Annotated in this window: 24 protein-coding genes; 20 read left to right on the forward strand and 4 right to left on the reverse strand. The window is 60.1% G+C overall.

What is annotated here, in order from left to right; genetic code table 11:
• The 12 genes from GGR43_RS22165 to GGR43_RS22220 all read left to right on the forward strand — a co-directional run.
• On the forward strand, positions 1-632 hold a 632-nt coding region (locus GGR43_RS22165), incomplete at its 5' end, for a portal protein (protein WP_281392571.1).
• Between the two features lie 71 nt (positions 633-703).
• On the forward strand, positions 704-880 hold the full coding sequence (locus tag GGR43_RS22170) for a hypothetical protein (RefSeq protein ID WP_188073946.1): 177 nt from the start codon (positions 704-706) through the stop codon (positions 878-880).
• Between the two features lie 97 nt (positions 881-977).
• Positions 978-1814 carry a hypothetical protein gene (locus GGR43_RS22175; protein ID WP_188073947.1) on the forward strand — a complete coding sequence of 279 codons (837 nt, stop codon included), beginning with the start codon at positions 978-980 and terminating at the stop codon, positions 1812-1814.
• Between the two features lie 98 nt (positions 1815-1912).
• Positions 1913-3154: a P22 phage major capsid protein family protein gene (locus GGR43_RS22180; protein ID WP_246343987.1), complete on the forward strand. Its 1242-nt coding sequence runs from the start codon at positions 1913-1915 to the stop codon at positions 3152-3154.
• Positions 3155-3198: 44 nt separating this feature from the next.
• A complete protein-coding gene (locus tag GGR43_RS22185; protein WP_188073949.1) occupies positions 3199-3543 on the forward strand; it encodes a hypothetical protein in 345 nt (114 codons plus the stop codon).
• Position 3544: 1 nt separating this feature from the next.
• Positions 3545-3862, forward strand: a complete 318-nt coding sequence (locus GGR43_RS22190; protein WP_188073950.1) for a hypothetical protein — start codon at positions 3545-3547, stop codon at positions 3860-3862.
• Entirely contained in the window at positions 3862-4602 is a 741-nt protein-coding gene (locus tag GGR43_RS22195; RefSeq protein WP_188073951.1) for a packaged DNA stabilization gp4 family protein, read from the forward strand. Before GGR43_RS22190 ends, GGR43_RS22195 begins: the two co-directional genes overlap by 1 nt.
• Positions 4602-5999, forward strand: coding sequence for a packaged DNA stabilization protein (locus GGR43_RS22200; protein WP_223177574.1), 1398 nt, complete (start codon positions 4602-4604; stop codon positions 5997-5999). The genes GGR43_RS22195 and GGR43_RS22200 overlap by 1 nt, the downstream gene beginning before the upstream one ends.
• 86 nt (positions 6000-6085) lie before the next feature.
• Complete coding sequence (locus GGR43_RS22205; RefSeq protein WP_223177575.1) at positions 6086-6664, forward strand: hypothetical protein; 579 nt, start codon at positions 6086-6088, stop codon at positions 6662-6664.
• A 7-nt stretch (positions 6665-6671) separates the two neighbouring features.
• Positions 6672-7577 carry a hypothetical protein gene (locus tag GGR43_RS22210; protein WP_188073954.1) on the forward strand — a complete coding sequence of 302 codons (906 nt, stop codon included), beginning with the start codon at positions 6672-6674 and terminating at the stop codon, positions 7575-7577.
• Positions 7577-9400 (forward strand): lytic transglycosylase domain-containing protein, encoded by a 1824-nt coding sequence (locus GGR43_RS23670; protein ID WP_246343985.1) that lies wholly within the window; start codon positions 7577-7579, stop codon positions 9398-9400. The genes GGR43_RS22210 and GGR43_RS23670 overlap by 1 nt, the downstream gene beginning before the upstream one ends.
• Positions 9400-12126 carry a hypothetical protein gene (locus GGR43_RS22220; protein ID WP_188073955.1) on the forward strand — a complete coding sequence of 909 codons (2727 nt, stop codon included), beginning with the start codon at positions 9400-9402 and terminating at the stop codon, positions 12124-12126. The genes GGR43_RS23670 and GGR43_RS22220 overlap by 1 nt, the downstream gene beginning before the upstream one ends.
• Before the next feature lie 86 nt (positions 12127-12212).
• Here GGR43_RS22220 and GGR43_RS22225 read toward each other — a convergent pair whose 3' ends face one another.
• The 3 genes from GGR43_RS22225 to GGR43_RS22230 all read right to left on the reverse strand — a co-directional run bounded on the left by GGR43_RS22225 (position 12213) and on the right by GGR43_RS22230 (position 12984).
• The gene (locus tag GGR43_RS22225; RefSeq protein ID WP_188073956.1) at positions 12213-12434 is read right to left on the reverse strand and encodes a hypothetical protein; all 222 of its coding nucleotides are present in this window, start codon (positions 12432-12434) and stop codon (positions 12213-12215) included.
• A gap of 194 nt (positions 12435-12628) precedes the next feature.
• The gene (locus GGR43_RS23830) at positions 12629-12760 is read right to left on the reverse strand and encodes a hypothetical protein (protein ID WP_281392572.1); all 132 of its coding nucleotides are present in this window, start codon (positions 12758-12760) and stop codon (positions 12629-12631) included.
• Between the two features lie 2 nt (positions 12761-12762).
• Entirely contained in the window at positions 12763-12984 is a 222-nt protein-coding gene (locus GGR43_RS22230; protein ID WP_188073957.1) for a hypothetical protein, read from the reverse strand.
• A gap of 338 nt (positions 12985-13322) precedes the next feature.
• On the opposite strand from GGR43_RS22230, the gene GGR43_RS22235 reads away from it, so the two are divergent.
• The 6 genes from GGR43_RS22235 to GGR43_RS22260 all read left to right on the forward strand — a co-directional run bounded on the left by GGR43_RS22235 (position 13323) and on the right by GGR43_RS22260 (position 17576).
• On the forward strand, positions 13323-13988 hold the full coding sequence (locus tag GGR43_RS22235) for a phage antirepressor KilAC domain-containing protein (protein ID WP_188073958.1): 666 nt from the start codon (positions 13323-13325) through the stop codon (positions 13986-13988).
• Positions 13988-14338 carry a hypothetical protein gene (locus tag GGR43_RS22240; RefSeq protein ID WP_188073959.1) on the forward strand — a complete coding sequence of 117 codons (351 nt, stop codon included), beginning with the start codon at positions 13988-13990 and terminating at the stop codon, positions 14336-14338. Before GGR43_RS22235 ends, GGR43_RS22240 begins: the two co-directional genes overlap by 1 nt.
• Positions 14338-14676, forward strand: a complete 339-nt coding sequence (locus GGR43_RS22245; protein WP_188073960.1) for a hypothetical protein — start codon at positions 14338-14340, stop codon at positions 14674-14676. Before GGR43_RS22240 ends, GGR43_RS22245 begins: the two co-directional genes overlap by 1 nt.
• Positions 14677-14770: 94 nt before the next feature.
• Positions 14771-16651: a glycosyl hydrolase family 28-related protein gene (locus GGR43_RS22250; protein WP_188073961.1), complete on the forward strand. Its 1881-nt coding sequence runs from the start codon at positions 14771-14773 to the stop codon at positions 16649-16651.
• Positions 16648-16914, forward strand: coding sequence for a hypothetical protein (locus tag GGR43_RS22255; protein WP_188073962.1), 267 nt, complete (start codon positions 16648-16650; stop codon positions 16912-16914). The genes GGR43_RS22250 and GGR43_RS22255 overlap by 4 nt, the downstream gene beginning before the upstream one ends.
• Positions 16845-17576, forward strand: coding sequence for a lysozyme family protein (locus tag GGR43_RS22260; protein WP_223177576.1), 732 nt, complete (start codon positions 16845-16847; stop codon positions 17574-17576). The genes GGR43_RS22255 and GGR43_RS22260 overlap by 70 nt, the downstream gene beginning before the upstream one ends.
• On the opposite strand, the gene GGR43_RS23985 is transcribed toward GGR43_RS22260, so the two are convergent.
• Entirely contained in the window at positions 17543-18103 is a 561-nt protein-coding gene (locus GGR43_RS23985) for an HNH endonuclease (RefSeq protein WP_188073963.1), read from the reverse strand. The genes GGR43_RS22260 and GGR43_RS23985 overlap by 34 nt on opposite strands.
• Before the next feature lie 101 nt (positions 18104-18204).
• Here GGR43_RS23985 and GGR43_RS22270 point away from each other — a divergent pair, with 101 nt between their 5' ends.
• The gene (locus tag GGR43_RS22270; RefSeq protein WP_188073964.1) at positions 18205-18411 is read left to right on the forward strand and encodes a hypothetical protein; all 207 of its coding nucleotides are present in this window, start codon (positions 18205-18207) and stop codon (positions 18409-18411) included.
• Positions 18408-19270 (forward strand): hypothetical protein (locus GGR43_RS22275; protein WP_188073965.1); only part of this gene is annotated, 863 nt, incomplete at its 3' end. The genes GGR43_RS22270 and GGR43_RS22275, both read left to right, overlap by 4 nt.

Consider the following 19270-nt stretch of genomic DNA (forward strand, 5'->3'; position numbering starts at 1 on the left):
GGGCTTCATCTTCGTTCCTTCGTCACTACGACGAAGCCCAAATCCTCCTTAATTCACAACCTCAAATCTGTGCCATTGGCGCTGACGCCGGACAGCGCCGGGACAAGACAGTCAAGTCCTGCCTGAACACCGCCACGGTCGCGCAAGCGGCAGGCGATACCGAACTGGCGACCGTCGCCACGCTCACCGCCGTCATGAACCAGGATGGCGAAGGGATGACTGATCTTCAAGCATATGCGCGCAAGCGCCTCGTCTCCATGGGCGTCGTCGCACCGAACGAGGAAGAGCAGCGGGCGATGGAAGAGGCGGCGGCCAATCAGCAGCCCGACGCCACGCAGCAGGCGCTCATGGCTCAGGCGCAGGAGTTCGAGGCATCAGCCGCGCTCAAGATAGCCCAGATCGGCAAGACCGAGGCCGATACCGCGCTCAGTAAGGCGAAGGCCGTCGAGACGCTGGCGAGCGCTACGCAGAAGGCGGCGCAGACAGGGCAGACCGTTCGCGAAACCCAGATGGCTGGGATGGAGGCGGCAAATGACACCGCACAACCGAGAGGAGGTGATCCGGATCTAGGACGCACGGAAGGTCCGCGCATCCGCATGGGTCGGGACCTTCCTGCGGACTTCGCGGCGTGAGCATGTCGTCTCTCAAGATTGTCCCACTCCGTGACATCTGCGCAAAGGACATCGCGGCGCAGTTCCGACGCATGGCCGATGAGATCGATGCAGGCGAGATTGGCCATATCGAGAGCATGGTTGCCTGTGCGGAAATCGATGGCGCTATCGAAATATTTGGCTGGGGCAATATCGACGGCCTGCGCGCAATCGCAATGTTCAATCTTGGCCACGCCAAGCTGGTGGCTGGCACCCTCGAAGCAATGTGAGCCGCAAAAGCATTAATAGCCCACATCCCCCGCGCACCCGTAATTTCCTGCCATCGGCAACCGCCAAGCCGGAATTGGTGAGCGAATGGGTAGGTAAATGGCAGATATCGACGATGACACGCTGGAACTGACGGAAGAACTCGAAGCCCGCGAGGACGAGGAGGATCAGGACCAGCAGGCCGAGACCGAAACTGATGGCGATGAGCCGGATGATGAGGAAGAGGTCATCTCGTTCGATGATGAGGCAGCGCCAGCCTCAGGAGAGGCGGAAACCGGCCTAGCCAAGCATCTTCGCGAGGAGATACGCAAGCGCGACAAGCAGATTGCGGAGCTTCGCAGGATCGCTCCACAGCCGCAGGCGATCGAGGTTGGCGAAAAGCCGACGCTCGCCGGCTGCGACTATGACGAGGACGCCTATGAGGCGGCGCTCGACCAGTGGAAGGAGCGGAAGGCAAAGGCCGAAGCGCAGAAGACGGAGGCCGAACAGGCCGCCAGGCAGGCGCAGGATGCATGGGCCGAAGAGGTGCAGGGCCATATCGCCAAAAAGGCGGCGCTGGGCTTCAAGGATGTGCAGGAGGCTGAGGACACGGCGCTGGCATCGCTCAGCGATATTCAGCAGGCCGTCATCGTCAAGGCCGCGTCCAACTCCGCCCTGGTCATGTACGCGCTGGGTAAGCATCCGGCGAAACTGGCTGAAATCTCCAAGATTACCGACCCGATCAAGTTGGCCGTCGCCGTTTCGAAACTGGAAGGAAAAATGTCTGTGAAGAAACGCGGCGGTCCGCCCGAACCTGAACGCATCGCACGCGGTAGCGCGCCTGTCGCTCAGGCTTCGGACAAGCACCTTGAGCGGCTTGAGAAAGAAGCTGACCGAACCGGCGATCGTTCCAAACTGGTTGCTTACAAGGCGAAGCTGAAAGCTCAGGCGAAATAATCAACTGCCTTGCCCGTCGAGATGACGGCCCGGCCCATTGATGGATTTTTCACATGGCAGTCAATACCGCGAAAAATGAACTCGTTGCCTTCGATGACATGCTTGAGGGCTTCGATGATATGCTGGTCATAGCTCAGGAGGTCGAGAAATATAACCTCCCCGGCGGCCCGGCGGCGCACCAGCGTATGAATGACAAGATCTGGCGCCCGCAGCCCTATATCCCGGCGGTCTATGATGGCTTCGACCAGACCGCGAATTTCGGTAGCATCACGCAGCTTTCCGTTCCGGTTAGCGTCGGCATCCACCATTCCACTCCGGTGACCTACAGCGCCAAGGATGGCCGCGACAAGGCGAACATCGATCGCTATTTCCGCGATGCGGCGCTGAGCCTCGCGTCGAAGGTCAATCTTCGCGTTTTCGATGTCGCGGCGAATTGGGCGACGCTCGTTTCCAAGCGCACGGTCGCCGCGACCGGCTTCGATGACCTCGCGGAAATGGGCGCGATCATGGTCGAGCAGGGCGTCCCTAATTTCGACAAGAAGGCGTTCTATTCGGCTCGCGATTATCTGAAGATGGCCGGGCAGATCGCCAAGCCCCAAACCAGTGACAGCCCGCTGGCCCGGAGCGCCTATGAGCGCGCATATGTGAAGAGCATCGGCAATTTCGATCTGTTCGAAAACGACCAGATCAAGCTCGTCTCTGCCGCGACCGCGACCGGCGTCACCATCACCAATACGCAGCCGCTCTACTACACGCCAGTCGCCGCCACCTTCGACGTGGATGGCAACCCGACCAACGTGGACAATCGGACGCAGCTTATCTCCATCGCGGTGACGAGCGGCACGGTGAAGGTCGGGGATGCGCTGACGATTGCGGGTGTCAATTCGGTGCATCACATCTCGAAGCAGGATACCGGGCAGCCCAAGACGTTCCGTATCGTCCAGATTGTTTCTGGTGGCGGTGGCACTGGCACTGTTCGCATTTCGCCGCCGATCATCAGCGGAACTGGCGGTACGCGCCCCGAACTGGAGTATAAGAATGTGACGGCGGCACCCGCCAACGGCGCCAATATCACCTTCCTGAATACGGTTACGGCACCAGCCAATGTGTTCTTCCACAAGCGCGCCATCGAACTGATCCCCGGCACCTATGCGGTCGATCCGGGCGATGGCTGGAATGTAGTGGCTCGCGGCACCACGCCGAAGTTGGGACTGCCGATCACCTACACGCGCCAGGGCAATATCAACGACCTGAGCGCAAAGGCCCGCCTCGACATCGATTACGGCGTGGGCGCGGTGCAGCCGGAGATGATAGGCCTCCAGCTTTTCAGCCAGACCTGACCTGATGGGGAGGCTTCAGCCTCCCCTCACCCTTCGGAGCGCCTATGATCAAGCCGTTCAATCCTTCTCCTGCTGGCACCATCGCGGTCGCTCATGTGACCAGCGCGACGACGCCCGCGCCATTGCCAGATGGTTGCGATACCCTCGCGATCTTCAACAGCAGCGACACCGCGACGGCTTTCATGCGGATCGCCAATCTTCCGTCCGAAAGCGCTTCCGGCGCAAACGCGGCGATCCCTGTCGCGGGTGGCGCAAAGGGGGATATCCCGATTCCTCCGCTGATGCAGATTCGCCTTTCCTGCGCCGCCGGGCCTAAGAAGTTCAGCCTCATCTCATCCGCCGAAGACGGCGACAATCCCGTTTACATCACCCCCGGAACAGGAAACTGACATGGATATCTATCCCCTCATGCTCTATCGCGCAGGCTCAGCCTTTTGCTGGGACGGCAAGAATACCGACAGCATGGTCGTGGAGGGTCCCGAACAGCATGAGGCGGCGTTGGCCGATGGCTGGCAGGAAGCGGTTGCCTATCTTGCGCCGGATGACGAGCCGCTGTTGGCCCTGACGGCGAAGGAAATCGAGGCCGCACTTCCCGGCCTGTCGCTGGAAGACCTCGAGGCGCTGAAAGCTGAAGAGGCGGCGGGCAAGAGCCGCAAGGGAGTGCTGGCTGATATAGAGGCGGCAATCGATGCTCGCTTGAAAGCCTGATGACCGTATCGTGGGGAGCCAAGGACCCGGATGAAGTCCGTCACTACAGCTATAGCTGGATTGGACGGCTTAACGGGGCTGAAATCGATAGCGCTGCGCTCGAACTGAAACGCGGCGCTGTTGTGCTTTCCAGCGTCTCGAATACGCTCACCAGCATCTCCTGCACCATTTCTGGCGGAAAGCCATGCGAACGAGTCGAGCTTATCTCCCGCATCGTTACAACCGCAGGCGAGACACTCGAAGAAACCATTCTTCTATCCATAGAGCCAAGCGCGTGGTCACAGATCGGCCCATCGACCGCGACCAAGCGCCAGATAATCGAGATGGCCTATGAGGAATGTTCACTGGCTGGATATGAGTTCAATGTCACGCCCGAAGAGCTTTTCTCCGGGCTGCGCAAGCTTGATGCGCTGATGGCCGAATGGCGGGCGACCGATAAAGACCTGAACTACAATGCCCCCGAGATATTCGGCGGCGGCGATCTTGAGGACATGAGTGGCATTCCCGACGCGACCATTTCCGGCGTTGCGATAAGTCTGGCAATGGCGATCGCGCCAGCGATGGGCAAGGCGATGGGGCAGGAGACGCGGCAGCGGCTGGCATCGGGGATGGCGGCAATCCGGTCGATCTGTGCCCGCGTGCGCGAATCCGGCTGGGGGCGCTCAACGATCGCGGGGGCCGGTAATCGCCATTGGACGCATCGTTCGCCGTTCATGCCTGTCGGGCGGAGGCGCTGCTGATGCGCATTCCAATCCTCAAGGGCGTCTACGCCGATACTGTGGGCGACTTCGTGGAAAGCCCACCCGTCAACCGCGAGCCGGTTATCATGGAGACGGGCTTGTCGGATGGGTATCTGCGAATGGCGCCGGGGATCACCGGCACCGACCAAGGCCCAGGCGCAGATCGCGGTGGGATCAACTGGAACGGTGTTTGTTATCGCGTCATGGGTCCGAAGCTGGTCCGACTGACGGCGGCAGGCAAGATCGTGGAACTCGGTGATGTGGGATATGGCGGCCCCTGCTGGTTCGACTATAGTTTCGACTATCTGGCCATCGGTTCTGGCGGCCGGATGTATTACTGGAACGGCACTTCGCTGATCCAGATCACCGACCCCGACCTTGGCCAGGCGCTGGACGGCATATGGATCGATGGCCGCTTCATGACGACTGACGGTGAGTATCTGGTCGTCACCGAGTTGAACAACCCGACCGCGATCGACCCGCTGAAATATGGATCGGCGGAAGAGGACCCCGACCGTATAGTCGGGCTTATCAAGGTTCGCGGCGAGGTCTATGCGCTCAATCGCTATACCATCGAAAATTTCTACAATGCAGGTTCCACGGGCTTTCCCTTCGCTCGCAACTCCGGCGCGCTGATCCCGTTTGGGGCGGTAGGAACCCATGCAAAAGCTCCGCTGTTGCAATCCTTCGCCTTCGTCGGCAGCGCACGGAACGAGGCGCTTGGCGTCTATATCGCAGGCAATGGCGACGCGGCCAAGATATCGACGCGTTTCGTGGACGATGAACTGGCAAAGCTGACCGACGAACAGGCCGCCGCCATCGAATGTGAAAGCCGCGTCGATGCGGACGAGCAGCGATTTCTGGTGCACCTGCCGGACAAGACGCTGGTATATTATGCCTCTGCTTCGGCGCAGACCAAGAGCCGCGTCTGGGCTATTTTAGCGTCTGGCGTGAAGGCGGATCAGCCCTATCGTGGTAGGCGCGGCGTTTTTGCGAACGGAAAGCTGTTCGTTGGGGATGACGCCGGGAATATCGGCTATATCGATGGGACAACGGCCCTGCATTTCGGCGAGGTCGCTGGCTGGCGCATCGATACCGCCCTGCTGTACAACGAGGCGGGGCGCGGCATCATCAATGCTGTCGAGTTGACTGGGCTGTCTGGACGGGCGCCACTCAACAGCGAGCCGCGAACATTCCTTTCCTATACGATCGACGGCACCACCTGGTCGCAGGAGCGGGCTATTTCGGTAGGACGGGCGGGAGAAAGGGCCGTCAGGATGCAATGGCGCCCGAATGTCCGCTTCAGCCAGTGGATCGGCTTGCGCTTTCGTGGAGCCGATGAGGGTCGCGCTGCCTTTGCCCGGCTGGATGCGGCAATTCAGCCGCTGGGTGGATAATGGCCACGGTTTCCAATCTCTCTCGCAAACTGCTCGGCGAGTTCCTGAGCAACCCGGAGACAATCCGGGCCTTCGAGAATTTAGGGATGAACAGCGACGATATGGCGACCCAGATCGAGGGTATCCGTAATGCCGCCATCCTGACGCTCGACCTGTCACCCTTGTTCGAGAACCAGCGCGTCGTCTCCTCGGACGGGGAGGTCGAGTTCACCGATGGCGGCGCAGGCGGGACGCTGACCATCGGCCTTTCCGATACCGGCGTGACGACCGGCGGCTACGGCGATGCTTCCCATGTCGTCGCGTTCGCGGTCAACGCGAAGGGCAGGATAACGGGCGTTCAGGTTCATGCGCTCAACAGCGACAATGTGACCGAGGGATCGACGCATCTCTATTTCACCACGAACCGGGCGCGGGAGGCGTTGAGCCAAGGATCGGGGATCAATTACGACTCTGGCACGGGGGAGATAAAGGCCAAGCCAGCGGGCGCGTTCGACGTTCCTACGGGGACGCAGAACAGGGCGGCGTACCCCACCTATACGTCGCCCATCATCAGCAGCCCGCCCACGCAGGCAGAGGTGCAGGCGATCTCCGATGGACTGCAAGCCGTCTCTCGGACGCTGGCGGCGCTCATCTCCGACATGAAAGACAACGGCAACCTCTCGTAAAGCATTAATGGCGCTGAATTACGCCGTTCGTGCAGGGTTGGCCTCAATCGCGATTGAGGTTGGCGCAATGGGTCTTTTCGGTTCGATCATAGGTACGGCAACGTCCCTCCTTGGCGGGAACGCGCAGAAGAAGGCGGCCTCTAAGGCTGCCGATGCGCAGGTCAAGGCGGCCCAACTCGCCATCGATGAGCAGCGCCGCCAGTTCGATACAACGCAGCAGAATTTCGCGCCTTATCTTGCCTCTGGCACAAGCGCGCTGGCTGGGATCAATGCGCTTCTGGGGATATCCACCCCCGTGACAAGGACGGTGGATTGGGAAGCTTATGCCCGCGCCAACCCGGACGTGATGGATTACTATTCCAGCCATAACGGCCGGGATTTGTTCACCAAAGGCGATTCCATGTCCCTCGCGGACTATGGCAAGGCACATTATGATGCCTATGGCGCGCCGCAGAATCGCGACTTAACGCCATACACCACCACTACAGGCGGCGCAGTCGATCAGCAGGGCGCGATTGACGCGCTGAAGGAGTCTCCGCTCTATACCAGCCTCTATCGCAATGGTGAGGAGGCCATTCTGTCCAATGCCGCTGCGACCGGTGGATTGCGAGGCGGCAATACACAGGGCGCGCTCTACAATCTCGGCGCTGATACGCTTTCGAGCGTCATTCAGAACCAGCTGGCTAATCTTGGCGGGATTGCAAACATGGGGCTGGGATCGGCAGGGCAACTAGGCCAATTTGGCGCGAACACGGCGTCGAATATCGGTAACAGCCTCACCCAGCAAGGGCAGGCGCGGTCTGATGCTTCTCTATTGCGTGGGGCTTACACGTCGAGCCAGTGGAAGAACGCCGGGGATGGCTTGAGCAGCGTTCTTTCTTCGGTATTAGGCGGCGGAGGTATCAAGTTCTAATGGCAGGCCTTCTCAGCAATCCCGGCCCCCTGGCGGCCATAGCAGATGCTCCGACATTCCTCGACCGCGAAATCCAGCGCTCGCTTGGACGCGCTCAGGTCGAACAGGCGCAGACGCAGACGGCAATGTTGCGGCAGCAGGCGGCGATGGAAGCAGAAGGCCGGATGCGTGAGCGGCAGATGCAGCGCGAGGTGAATGCCGCGCTGGCAAGTGGCGATTCCATGGCGATCTCCAAGCTGATCGCCCGCTACCCGCAATATAAGGATGCGCTCAAGGCAAGCTGGGATCAGATGGATCTAGCCGAGCAGCGATCGAATATGCGGCAGGCGGCGGGCATATGGTCGGCATTGAGCGCTGGCAACATCGACGAGGCTATTCGCCAGCTGGAAGGAAGGATCGCCGCTGATCGGGAAGCAGGAGCGGACACGTCCGACGACGAGCAGCAGCTTGCATTGCTGAAATCGGGCAATCCGCAAGCTATCAATAGCGTCAAAGGGCGTCTCAGCCTATTCATGGCGTCGGTCGTGCCGGACAAGTTTGCTTCAGTTGTCCAACAACTTGGGGGCGGAAAGCCGCAGACAAAGATAGCCGGATATGGCGATAGACTGATCGATGAGGATGGCAATGTCCTCTACACCGCCCCCGATGCGCCTTTCACGCTGAATGCTGGTGATACGCGGTTTGGCCCTTCAGGCGGCGGCGATATGATGCCAGGGGACGATATCATCTCCTCCATGCTACCGATTACCATGGCATCCGAGAGCGGCGGTCGCGACTATGCCGCCGATGGCAGCGTTCTGACCAGTTCTGCGGGCGCGCAGGGACGAATGCAGGTGATGCCGGGCACGCAGGCCGATCCGGGCTTTGGCGTTACCCCGGCTCGCGACGGAAGCATGGAAGAAAAGGCGCGCGTCGGTGCTGATTATTTGCGCGCGATGATGCAACGCTATGGCGGCGATCCGGCCAAAGCGTGGGCCGCCTACAATGCAGGTCCGGGAAGGGTTGACGCTGCGCTGGCGCAGGGGGGTGACTGGCTGTCCCGCCTTCCGGCTGAAACCCGCGCCTACGTGAACAAGAACATGGTGCAGCTACGCAATCAGTCGGGGGGCACCTCCGGTGGGGGCGCCCGCGTGGTCGCCGCCGTCCCGACGCAGCCGAAGGAGCGGACGCGCATCCTGTCGCCGCAGGAGGTCCAATCCATGGGCCTCGACCCAAGACTCCGCTACCAGCAATCTGCGGACGGCAACGTCACTCTCATCGGAGGTCAAGATACGCGCACCCGCCAAGGCAGGGCTGTGCCTGACAGCACAGCCAAGCGGGTGACGGCCAACATCGATGTACGCAATAGCCTGGAGCGGGCTTTGCGCGGGTTCAAGGATGATTACGCGGGCAATACGTGGCTTGGCGGCCTCGAAAATACGCTGCAAGGCATTTTCGGGACCGGAACGCCGGGCCAGCGCGATTGGTGGGCGGACTTCCGAAGCACTGATAACCTGATCCGAAATGACCTGTTTGGGTCCGCTCTCACTGCGCAGGAAAAGGCGGCCTACGAAGCAACTACCATCAGTGAGCGCATGGACCCAGGCGAGGTGCGCAAGAACCTTCAAAGGCGGCTCCAGATCATTAAAGGTGCGCTGGCTCGGCAACAGAACTTTCTCAAGAAAAATGGATATGAGTCAGAGGCGGTTGATGCGTTGTTTGCCTCCGATGCGCTTGATGGGGGGCAATCTAGCCCTGTCCGCGTCCGCTCTGTGCAGGAGGCTAACGCATTGAAGCCTGGCACGCTCTACATCGCGCCTGATGGAAAGACGAGGCGTCGATAATGGCGAACTGGCCTGGCACTGTCGTTGAGGACAGCGAATTGAGCGGGAACGCAGGAACGATCAAGGGCCTGCGAACCCCCGGCAACATCGACATTCACAATCGCCCTATCGTGCATAACGCAGACGGCACGATCAGCACTGTCCGCAGCATGTCGATCGGCACGGATCAAGGCGAGGTGCTGATTCCCACCGTCTCGGATGACGGCAAGATCATGACCGAGCAGCAGGCGATCGAGCAGTATCGCCGGACGGGCCGTCATCTGGGCATCTTCGACAATCCTGACGACGCAACGACCTACGCGCAGAACCTGCACAATGAACAAGCGCAGGAATATGGCGGTACCGGGCAATTTCCCGGCGAGGTGATAGACCAGGACGTTGACCGCTCGACACCCCTCTCCGCCTATGCCGTGGGCGATCCACAGCTTCCGGACGCCGAGCTGGACCCGACCGGCGCGCGAGAATGGGCCAGGCCTGAAGATTACGCTTTCGCCGCCAAAGCCCAGCAGCTTGCGGACACGCCGGGCAGCACGAGGGCGGATTTTGACGCGCTGTCCGAGCAATATGGCTTTCCACGTTATGGTCCCGACCTCGACGCCGCGCTGGCTGGTCGCGACCAGAACGGCGCGGCCTTTCGTGTTACGGTCCCCCTTGGCGGACGACGCGACCCGTCTTTGCTGTCCCCCCTCGCGAATAGTGCAGGCGGCGCATTCGCGGGCGCTGTCGGTGATACCGGCGCTTTCGGCCTGTCGGACGAGATTGCAGGCATTGCGGGCGGCGACACTCTTGGCGAGGTTTGGCGCGGCGAAGGCGAGGCGCAGCGGCAAGCGCAACTTCTCAAGGAGGCGGCGGCGGAAGAAAGCCCGATCGCCACGGGCGTCGGGCAGCTTGTCGGCGGCATTACCGGCATGACGGGCCTTGGGAAGATCGCCGGACCCGGTCGCCGTATTGTAGCTGATACGGGGTTCGGCGCGGCCTATGGCGCCGGTTCGGACAATGATAGTCGCTTGACGGGCGCGGCTATGGGTGGCGCCGCTGCGGCGGCGGGCTCCTACCTCGGCGGGAAAGTTCTCGACAAGATCAGCAATCGCGGGCCGTCGCTGGCTGCGCAGGCGCTAGAGCAGGCGCAGGAATTTGGCATTGATCTTCCGCTCGGTGCAACCGGGCGTGGAAAGGCGATCATCGACAACACCTTGTCCAACATGCCCGGCTCTGCACAGGTTATGCAGGGCGCACGGGATCGTCTGACACAGCAGGTAACGCGGGCCGTCGATGACGTTGCCGATTCCTTCGGCCCCGCCACCAGTTTTGAGGGCATGGGCGAGGCGGCCCAAGCCGGGGCCCGCAAGTGGATGGACAAGTTCGAGCAAACTGCATCGAAATCCTACGATGCCATCCCCGTTGATCCAAAGGCGAAATCAAGCCTGTCCAATACTCGTGCGGCGCTAAATGAAATCACCGAGGGAATGAAGAGCAATCCGGAGTTGTCGAAGATCTGGACTGGACATCCCCGCTTGCGCGCTACCCTCGAAGCCCTCACGCCGATTGACACACGGCAAGCGGGGCGCGTTCGTTTGACGATGGAGGAAGAGCGACTACGCGGCGCGGCGCAAACTCTGGAAGGCGCGCGCAACGCCTATCGGAGCATCGCCGATGATGCATCTCCACTCGACCCGCAGAAGATTGCAAGGTTGAAAACGGCGCAAGACGATGTGACGCGAGCGCAGGAAGCCTTTGACGCGATGAAAAGCGCGCGCGACGAAGCTTATATAGAGGCCAACCAGCCACCGATGGGCGGTGAGGTTTCGTGGGAAGACATGAAGCGCCTGCGGTCAATCGTCGGAGAGATCGCCGGTCAACCGGGGCTGGCAGCGGACGGCAACGCTATTGCTGCGCTCAGGCGCTTCTACGGGGCGCTGTCGGAGGACATGCGCGCCACCGCTAGCGCACAGGGGCCGAAAGCGCTGCGGGCGTTCGAACGCGCCAATGACCTGTATCGAAGGGGCCGGGAGCGTATTGATGGAGCGCTCGCGAAAATCCTTGGTGAAGACGGACAGAAATCAGCAGAGGCTGCGGCGGCCAAGATGCAGGCCATCGCACGCGGCGGGAAATCTTCCTCGGACCTGAAGGTATTGGCTGAAATCCGCAAATCCATACCGGCGCAGGAATGGGGCGAGGTCAGCAATGCGATGATTCGCCTGTTGGGGCGTCCGATCAATAGCGAGGGACGGGATTTCGCCGCTGATACCTTTATCCGGAATTTCAACGATATGTCGCCCGGAGCGAAAAATCTGATTTTCGGCAGGGGTGAACTGCGCCGCAATCTGGATGAGTTCTCTGGTGTTATGGAGAGCCTTGCGAAGGTGAATGCGTTGCGGAATACGTCAAACACGGCGGGGCAGGTCATCACCGGACTTAGTCTTACTTCTGTTGGCGGCCTCCCTGCGCTTGCAGCCCAGGCCGGCGCTTCATATTCGCTCGCCAAACTATGGACGAACCCGCGCTTCGTGAAATGGGCTACCGGATACACGCGGATGCTGCGGCAATCGGCGAAAGCTGGCGGGCAGCCCAATGTCGGCAAACAAATGGAATTGCTGAAAAAGGTTGCTGCTGCGGAGCCGGCCATTGCTCAGGACGCACTTGGCTTGCAGCGCTATCTGTCGCAGCAGTTCAGCGGATCGCCTGGACGACTGGCAGCTGAGGATCAGTCACAGCCCATTGAGTGATCCGCCTGACAGGATCAACCAGACGGTAGGCCAGAACCACCATAGGAGGGATGCGCCGATAGCCCAGCGCCGGAGCGTCCGAATGGTCAATTGACTGGCGTTCCGGGCCATTCTTCGTCCTGTTGCGCCACATTATTTCCTAGGCCATCAACCAGCGGGAATTCATCCCATTCGCCGCTTTCCTGCGCCTTGTCGTCTCCTCGCTTTGTGTATGTGTATGCATCCCATAGGGAAAGGGAGGTGCCAATGATGGAAAATGCCACAGCCGCGATAATAAGCGCCCTCCACGCCGTCTCCAGCAGTTTCATCAACACGTCTCCGATAGAGACGGGACGTGTTATCTGTCCGATATAAAAGGGGCCGTTCCAGATATATTTGATGAAACCCCTCACCCTTCCCCCCTATCCTTCAGACTGAAGCCCGGATACTGCACTCAGGAGGCGGATGGAAGGGCGTTAGCCCTACCATCATGCAGACGAAGTGCGGGGAGTCGAGTCAAGGGTCACTCGGCTGGGTGAATGTGCTCACCATGGGCGCGGCGCTTGATATTCTTGGCCCACAGCCAACCGCCAACTGCCAGCGCCATGGCCGCCAGCCCCGGAAACATCTCCGCAATGATCTTTGGCAGTTCCATGTTCACTCCTCCGCATCCAGCAGCGTGAGAATCTTCGATGATGCCCATATAAGGGCTATAGCTCCCATCGACCATACCACAGCGACCATATCAACGTCGAGGGTGAGGTAAATCCTTGCGGCTGTAGCGCCTATCACGCCAACCGACAGATTGAAACCAAGGCCCGATATGCCCTTGATACGCTCATTCGATTGAAGAATCTGTGAACGGGAAAAATCATTCATTCCCCCAGCCCCTTCTCCACAAGGCGGCGTATCGCTTCGGCGCGCGGAACCCCCGCACCGATTGCGTAAGCCTCGATTCGCGCGCGCTGCTCAGGCGTGAAGCGAACGCCCCACATAGGGTCGGAGCCCGTGGCTGGACGACCTCTATTCTTTTTCTGATTATCAGATATTGACGACATAGGAATAACCGATTATCAAATAATCGAGCCGGAAGGAAGCGGGAACTTCCAACCGGCCCTAACCAGTCACGAAAGGTCAATTTCGTTATGGCTACCCATGTGCATACCACGCCGGTTTCGATTCCGGCAAACCCGATAACCATATCCACCGAGCAGACGATGAGCACCCGCGAGATCGCGGACCTTACCGGCAAGCGCCATGACCATGTGATGCGCGACACCCGGAAAATGCTGGTGGAATTGCATGGCGAAGGGGGTGTCCCCAAATTTGGGGACACCTATCGCAATCCGCAGAATGGGCAGGAATATCCAATCTTCCACCTGCCCAAGCGGGAGAGCCTGATCCTCGTCTCCGGCTATGATCTGACGATGCGTGCGGCGATCATCGACCGCTGGCAGATTTTGGAGGATCGCCGCTCCCCCACCGCCATGCTCAGCGATCCCTCGTCCCTCCGCGCGCTCCTGTTGGAGAATGTGGAAAAGGTCATCGCCCTCGAAAGCAAGGTCGAGGAAATGCGCCCCGCCGTCGAGGCACTGGACCGCATATCCGCGAGCGAGGGGAGCATGACGTTCACGCAGGCCGCCAAGGTGCTCGGCGTGAAGCGCGATACCATGACGCGCTGGATGGTCGTGAACAAGTGGGTCTACCGCCAAAACGGTAGCTGGGTGGCCTATCAGACGCATATTCAGAACGGGCGGCTCGAATATAAGGAGGCGAACTACACCAACGAGCGAACCGGCATGAAGGAACAGAAGCCTTATTGCCACGTCACGCAAAAGGGGCTGGCGAAGATGGCGCAGGCTTTCGCAACGGAGGTGCAGTGATGGACCGCACCGCATGGGAAGCCGCCATCGCGGCAGAGCGATTCGCCCGCGCCACAATGGAGCGATACAGCAAGGAGATTATTCAGCCGCTTTATGCGGCGCAGAAGGCCGGTCTTGCAACGCTTCAGCAGGTCTTTCAGGCTGAGAATGACTGGCATCCCTACACAACCGCGCACGCGCAGGCTGTTAATTCGATCATCCTGACGCCTGCACCGGATTTGGCGTCGGTAGTCGACAAGATCGATCTGGGCCTTTCCGACGAGGCGTTCGACGGCTCGGAAGATGCCGACCGGATGCTGCGGACTATCGCTGACGATATACGCCGGTTGACCACGCAGGAGGGCGCATAATGGACCGCCGCACCCTCATCACCGCCGCTGCACTGGCGCCTGTCGCTATCGCAGCCCCTGCCGTTGCCGGAACCGGAAGCCCCGCCTTCCAGATGGCGCTCTCCAACTACATGGAAGCGTTCGGCGCTATCGGCGCGATGACCTCCGATACCAGCGAGGAAGAGGAAGATCGCCTGAATGAAATCTACCTCGCGAGATTTCAGGAGATGAACGAGGCGACCCCTACAACCCCGCGCGAGTTCGTCCAGAAATTCCATATGCTATGGATGGATGGCGGCTATCCCCAGCCTGAGACCATCGCGAAGATGCTGGCCGACGCCAAGCGCATCGCCCCCTAACCGGGAGGGCCTAGCGCCCTCCCTCACAAAGCATTAATGGCGCTGCCCCCGCCGCAAAAGCAATGCTTCAGCCATATTTCGGCTGGGCATCGCAATGGCATATTATTCGGCAATCAATCCCTACCCCATTTTCCTCGATCAGCGCGGTGGCGGGCTGAACGGCGGCAAGATATTCATCGGCGCGCCGAACCAGGACCCCGAAACCCATCCTATCGCAATCTATTGGGATGAGGCTGGAACGGACCCGGTGGCCCAGCCCGCCAATACCATTGGCGGCTATATCGTGCGCGCCGGGACGCCCGCGCAGGTCTATGGGCCGACTGAATATTCCATCCGCGTCCGCGATCGCTTCGGGGCACAGGTATTTTATGAGCCTGATGCCCGCGGGCCTCTTGGCGATTTCATTGACAAGCTGGCATCAGGCGAGGGCGCCGGGATGGTTGGCTTCTCCCATGCGTCCGATTATCCGGCTGGCACTCTGGGCCGCAAGGGGCGTGATTATATCTCGGTCAAAGACGCTCCATTCAACGCGGCAGGCGATGGCGAGACCGACGACACGGCGGCTTTCGCAACTGCCATAAACTTCTGCCTCGCGGCCAAAAAGGCGCTCTATATTCCCGGTGGCAACAAATATCGCATCGCCTCCCGGATCACCGTCACGATGCCGAACCCCGCCGTGGGGCCTATGGCGACATGGGCGTTCTCCCGCCTGACGATATTCGGGGACGGGATGGACAATACCGAGGTTTTTTGTCCGTCCAACGGCTTCCTGCGAGTAGTGGGTTCGTCCCAGCAGCACAGCGTCGATCTCACTGGTTTTTCGGTCACGGCGGGGACGGCGGGCGGCAACACGGCCATCGAAATGGATTGCGGGGCCTATCCGTTCTTCGGCGAATGGACCGCAAAGAGCGTGATACGCCTGCATTTCCGTGGATCCGATGGGATCAACAATGTTTTCTTCTGGGGCACGGCGGTCGAGGCCATCGACTGGTCCAATATTGATTTCTCGCACTCCATGTTCGACGGCGCCAGCACGCCAGCCGGAACCGGCGTCATCACCCGATCGAACGCCGGAGAATTCGTCTGCGTGTTCGACTTCACGGCGGTCCATTTCAGGTTCCTCGCGCTCGGCTACAGGTACGGCACGGGCTCCCAGTCCGCCAATCTGAACGCCTGTTTCTTCGCGATGAACAACACGGACGTCTATGCGCCCGCTGATGGGGTCAACCATCAAGGGCTGTCCATCACCAATAGCGATTGCTTCAAATTCGCACCCGGCGATGGCGTCTATATCGCCTGCTCGGTGCCCAATTTCGTGTTTTCCGGGAACAGGTGGGCCGTCCATGCGGGTTATCGCGGCGTGGCAATGGATATCGTCAATCAAGCCAGCATCATCGGAAACCAGTTCTTTCCCGACACCGACCCGAACACAGCGGTCTCCGCCATCGATATAGATGGGACCGTGTCTGGTTCGCACTGCCTGATCGACGATAACAATTTCGCTTCAACGACGATCGGAGCTCGATTGAGGTCGGGATCGACCAACATACACTTCGGTGCAGGGAACGTCTGCACCACTGGCATGACGCTAGTGATAGACGCGGGAACCAACAACCGCATCGGCGCGCTGGTCGATGTCCCGATCGGTCGCATCGGCTATGCCACCGGCGCTGGCGGAACGATCACGCAGGCCACGAGCAAGACGACCGGAGTGACGATCAATACACCGGTCGGCCAGATCATCACCCACAATGCTGCGCTGCCGGGCGGGGCGGCGGCCCGGTTCACCGTGACCAATTCGGCGGTCAGGGCAACAGATATCATCACCGTTCTCGCCCAGAATGGCGACTATGAGGCCAAGGCATTCGATATCGCTGATGGTAGCTTCAGGATTGCGCTCAAGAACGACACGGGCGGTTCGCTCAGCGATGCGGTCACCCTGAATTTCGCGATCGTTTCAGGGGCAAACGCATGACCGAACAGGACATCATCCAGCGGCTGGATAAGGGGCAGGAGCGCTTTCGCGTGATCGACGAGAATATGCGCGCGATCCTCCGCGCTGTGGAGGACGTGCGCGACGAAATGAAGGCGATGAAAGCCGAGGTCGAGAAGACTAAGGAAATCGTGGAGGCGTGGCAGACGGTTAAGAACGCCGGGCGGTTTACGAAATGGGCGGGCGGGATCATCGGGACGGTCGCGGTGGCACTTGCGGCTCTCAAGGGATGGTGGGTGAAATGACCGTCGACGCAAAACGCCTGTTCGATGCGATCCGGGCGATCAAGGGCGCGGCATTGACGCAGGCTGATGTCGATGCGGTGAATGCGGTGCTGGCGGCAAAGCAACGCAGCCTGAGCAACCCAGAAACCTTCTTCGCGGGCGTTCGAAAGATCACGGGCTCCCTCGACCAGCAGCAGGTCGATATCATCAATCGCCTGCTATCGTCGGCGGCGCATTGGGGCGTCGGCTGGCTCGCCTATGGGCTGGCAACGGCATGGCATGAGGCGCGGCTGAAACCAATCGAGGAATGGGGCAAAGGCAAGGGGCGCGAGTACGGCAAGGTCAATTCGACCGGGAAGGCCCCTTATGGGCGCGGCCTCGTTCAATTGACGTGGCACGCCAATTACGAGCGCGCCGACGCTGAGCTGGGGTTGAGCGGCGCGCTGATCAAGAATTACGATCTCGCGCTAGACCCGGAAATCGCGGTGCAAATTCTGGTGCGCGGCATGGAGAAGGGTTGGTTCACCGGCAAATCGCTGGCGACCTATATCGGCGCCGGGCGGGGCGCACTGAAGGAATTTACCGATGCGCGTCGCATCATCAACGGGACCGACAAGGCGGCGCTGATCGCTGGCTATGCCGAGAAATTTCAGGATGCTTTGGCGGCGGGGGGCTGGGCATGAACCCGCTTCTCACCCTTCTCGATGCTGTGGATCAATCGGATAGAGACGCCAAACTGTCTGGCCACCTCGCTAAGGGACCATCCGGCGCGGCGAAGGCGAAATATCTCAGGAATATCCGCATCCCGAAGTTTTGCGCCCGGATGCTTCTCGCCTTTACCAACGCAACGACCGTCAGCATTTTGCAGTCTGCTATTTTCAGAGCGGCTAACCCATCTGAGGTTGGCCGCCCTATTATCCGTACGGTCCCCGTTGATGTGGTCGACAGTGGCGAGGGGAAACTCGCCATCAACAAACGCTTGCGCCACCAACCTGTGCAGGTTGACGCGATATATCTTCCCAAGGCGCTTGAGATCGACACGATGGTAGCCGTTGGATGCATGGCAAGTCAGAATACGCCCCCGCCTCAACTGCGTTGGCTGCCCTTCTCGTTTGCTGGGAGCGAGATAATCAAAGCTGCGCACTCGACCTTGGTCAGATACCTCGATCCACCGTTCATATCCGGGTGCTGGTTTCCATATCTCATCCATGGACTACGCTTAGTGGGTAAACAGGGCGGCTGCAACTGTTTTGCGCGCAGGCGGGCGGCAGAGGCCGCGATGTATCGGGGTGCAGCATGAAGCTCCCACCCATGAACATGGCAGCGGCCCGGATCATCGCAGGCGGCGGCATCTTCATCCTGACGGTGATCGTACTGGCGATGCTCGCGTTCAAACCTGATCTGGCTGAATCCGACCTCTTCAAATCTCTGGCGCAGGCCATCGTCATTCAGGGGCTGATCGGACTGGTGATGGCCTTCCTTTACACCGGCAAAAATGGCGGGGAGAACGAACAATGAGTTTGGGTCTTGGCGCATATGGCGGCTTCTCCCGTGGCGCGGCCGACCGCTGGGCTGCGGGCAATGGCCTGCCGTCGCTGAAATACCGCCTCGCCAGCCCGCGCAAGATCATGATCGCCGGAACGAGCATTGATGCGGGCTACAACACCGCGTTTCCGAGCGGTAATGCCCAGGGATATAAATGCGCACCGATCCGACGACTGCGCGATGCTATCCGGGCGCGCGGGTTCTATGCGCAGGACGAGTTCTTTGTCGGAACTCTGGGCTACACTACCGCATCCTCTTTTCAGTCATTCGATCCGCGTTTCCAGAATGGTGCAGGCTGGGAATACAACGGCTTTTCGGGGGCGACGTGGAGCATATTGCAGAACAGTACCACGACGACCCCCTTCACCTATACGCCGGATGATCCGACCCAGACCTTCACCGTGTGGGTCCGGTCGGTGGCAGGAACCGGATCGGTCACCGTCACCTGCGGCGCTGCGACAAAGACAGTGAGCATTCAGCAGACGCCGACCGATTTTATCGCGATCACGCTCGGCGAAAGCGACGGCGTAACGCTCGGCCAGAATACCTATACCGTCGCCCGCGTCTCTGGAACGATCCAAGTTGTCGCCTGCTGGGCACGTAATGCCCGCCTACCCGCGTACCAGCTTCTCAACTGCTCGGCGTCCGGTGCGAGGATGCAGCATATCGCCAACAGCGCCGATCTGGCCCGGCCCCTCTATTTTCCCGAACAGATTTTGACGGCTGGTGACGAATATTGGATTGCGATGGGGCCAAACGACTGGCGGGATAACGCCAGTCCGATCGAAAGCCTGCCGACCTATCGGACGAACATGGAATCGGTGCTCGACCG

Origin of the sequence: Sphingobium jiangsuense, assembly GCF_014196495.1 — a bacterium.
Taxonomy (GTDB): Bacteria; Pseudomonadota; Alphaproteobacteria; order Sphingomonadales; family Sphingomonadaceae; genus Sphingobium; species Sphingobium jiangsuense.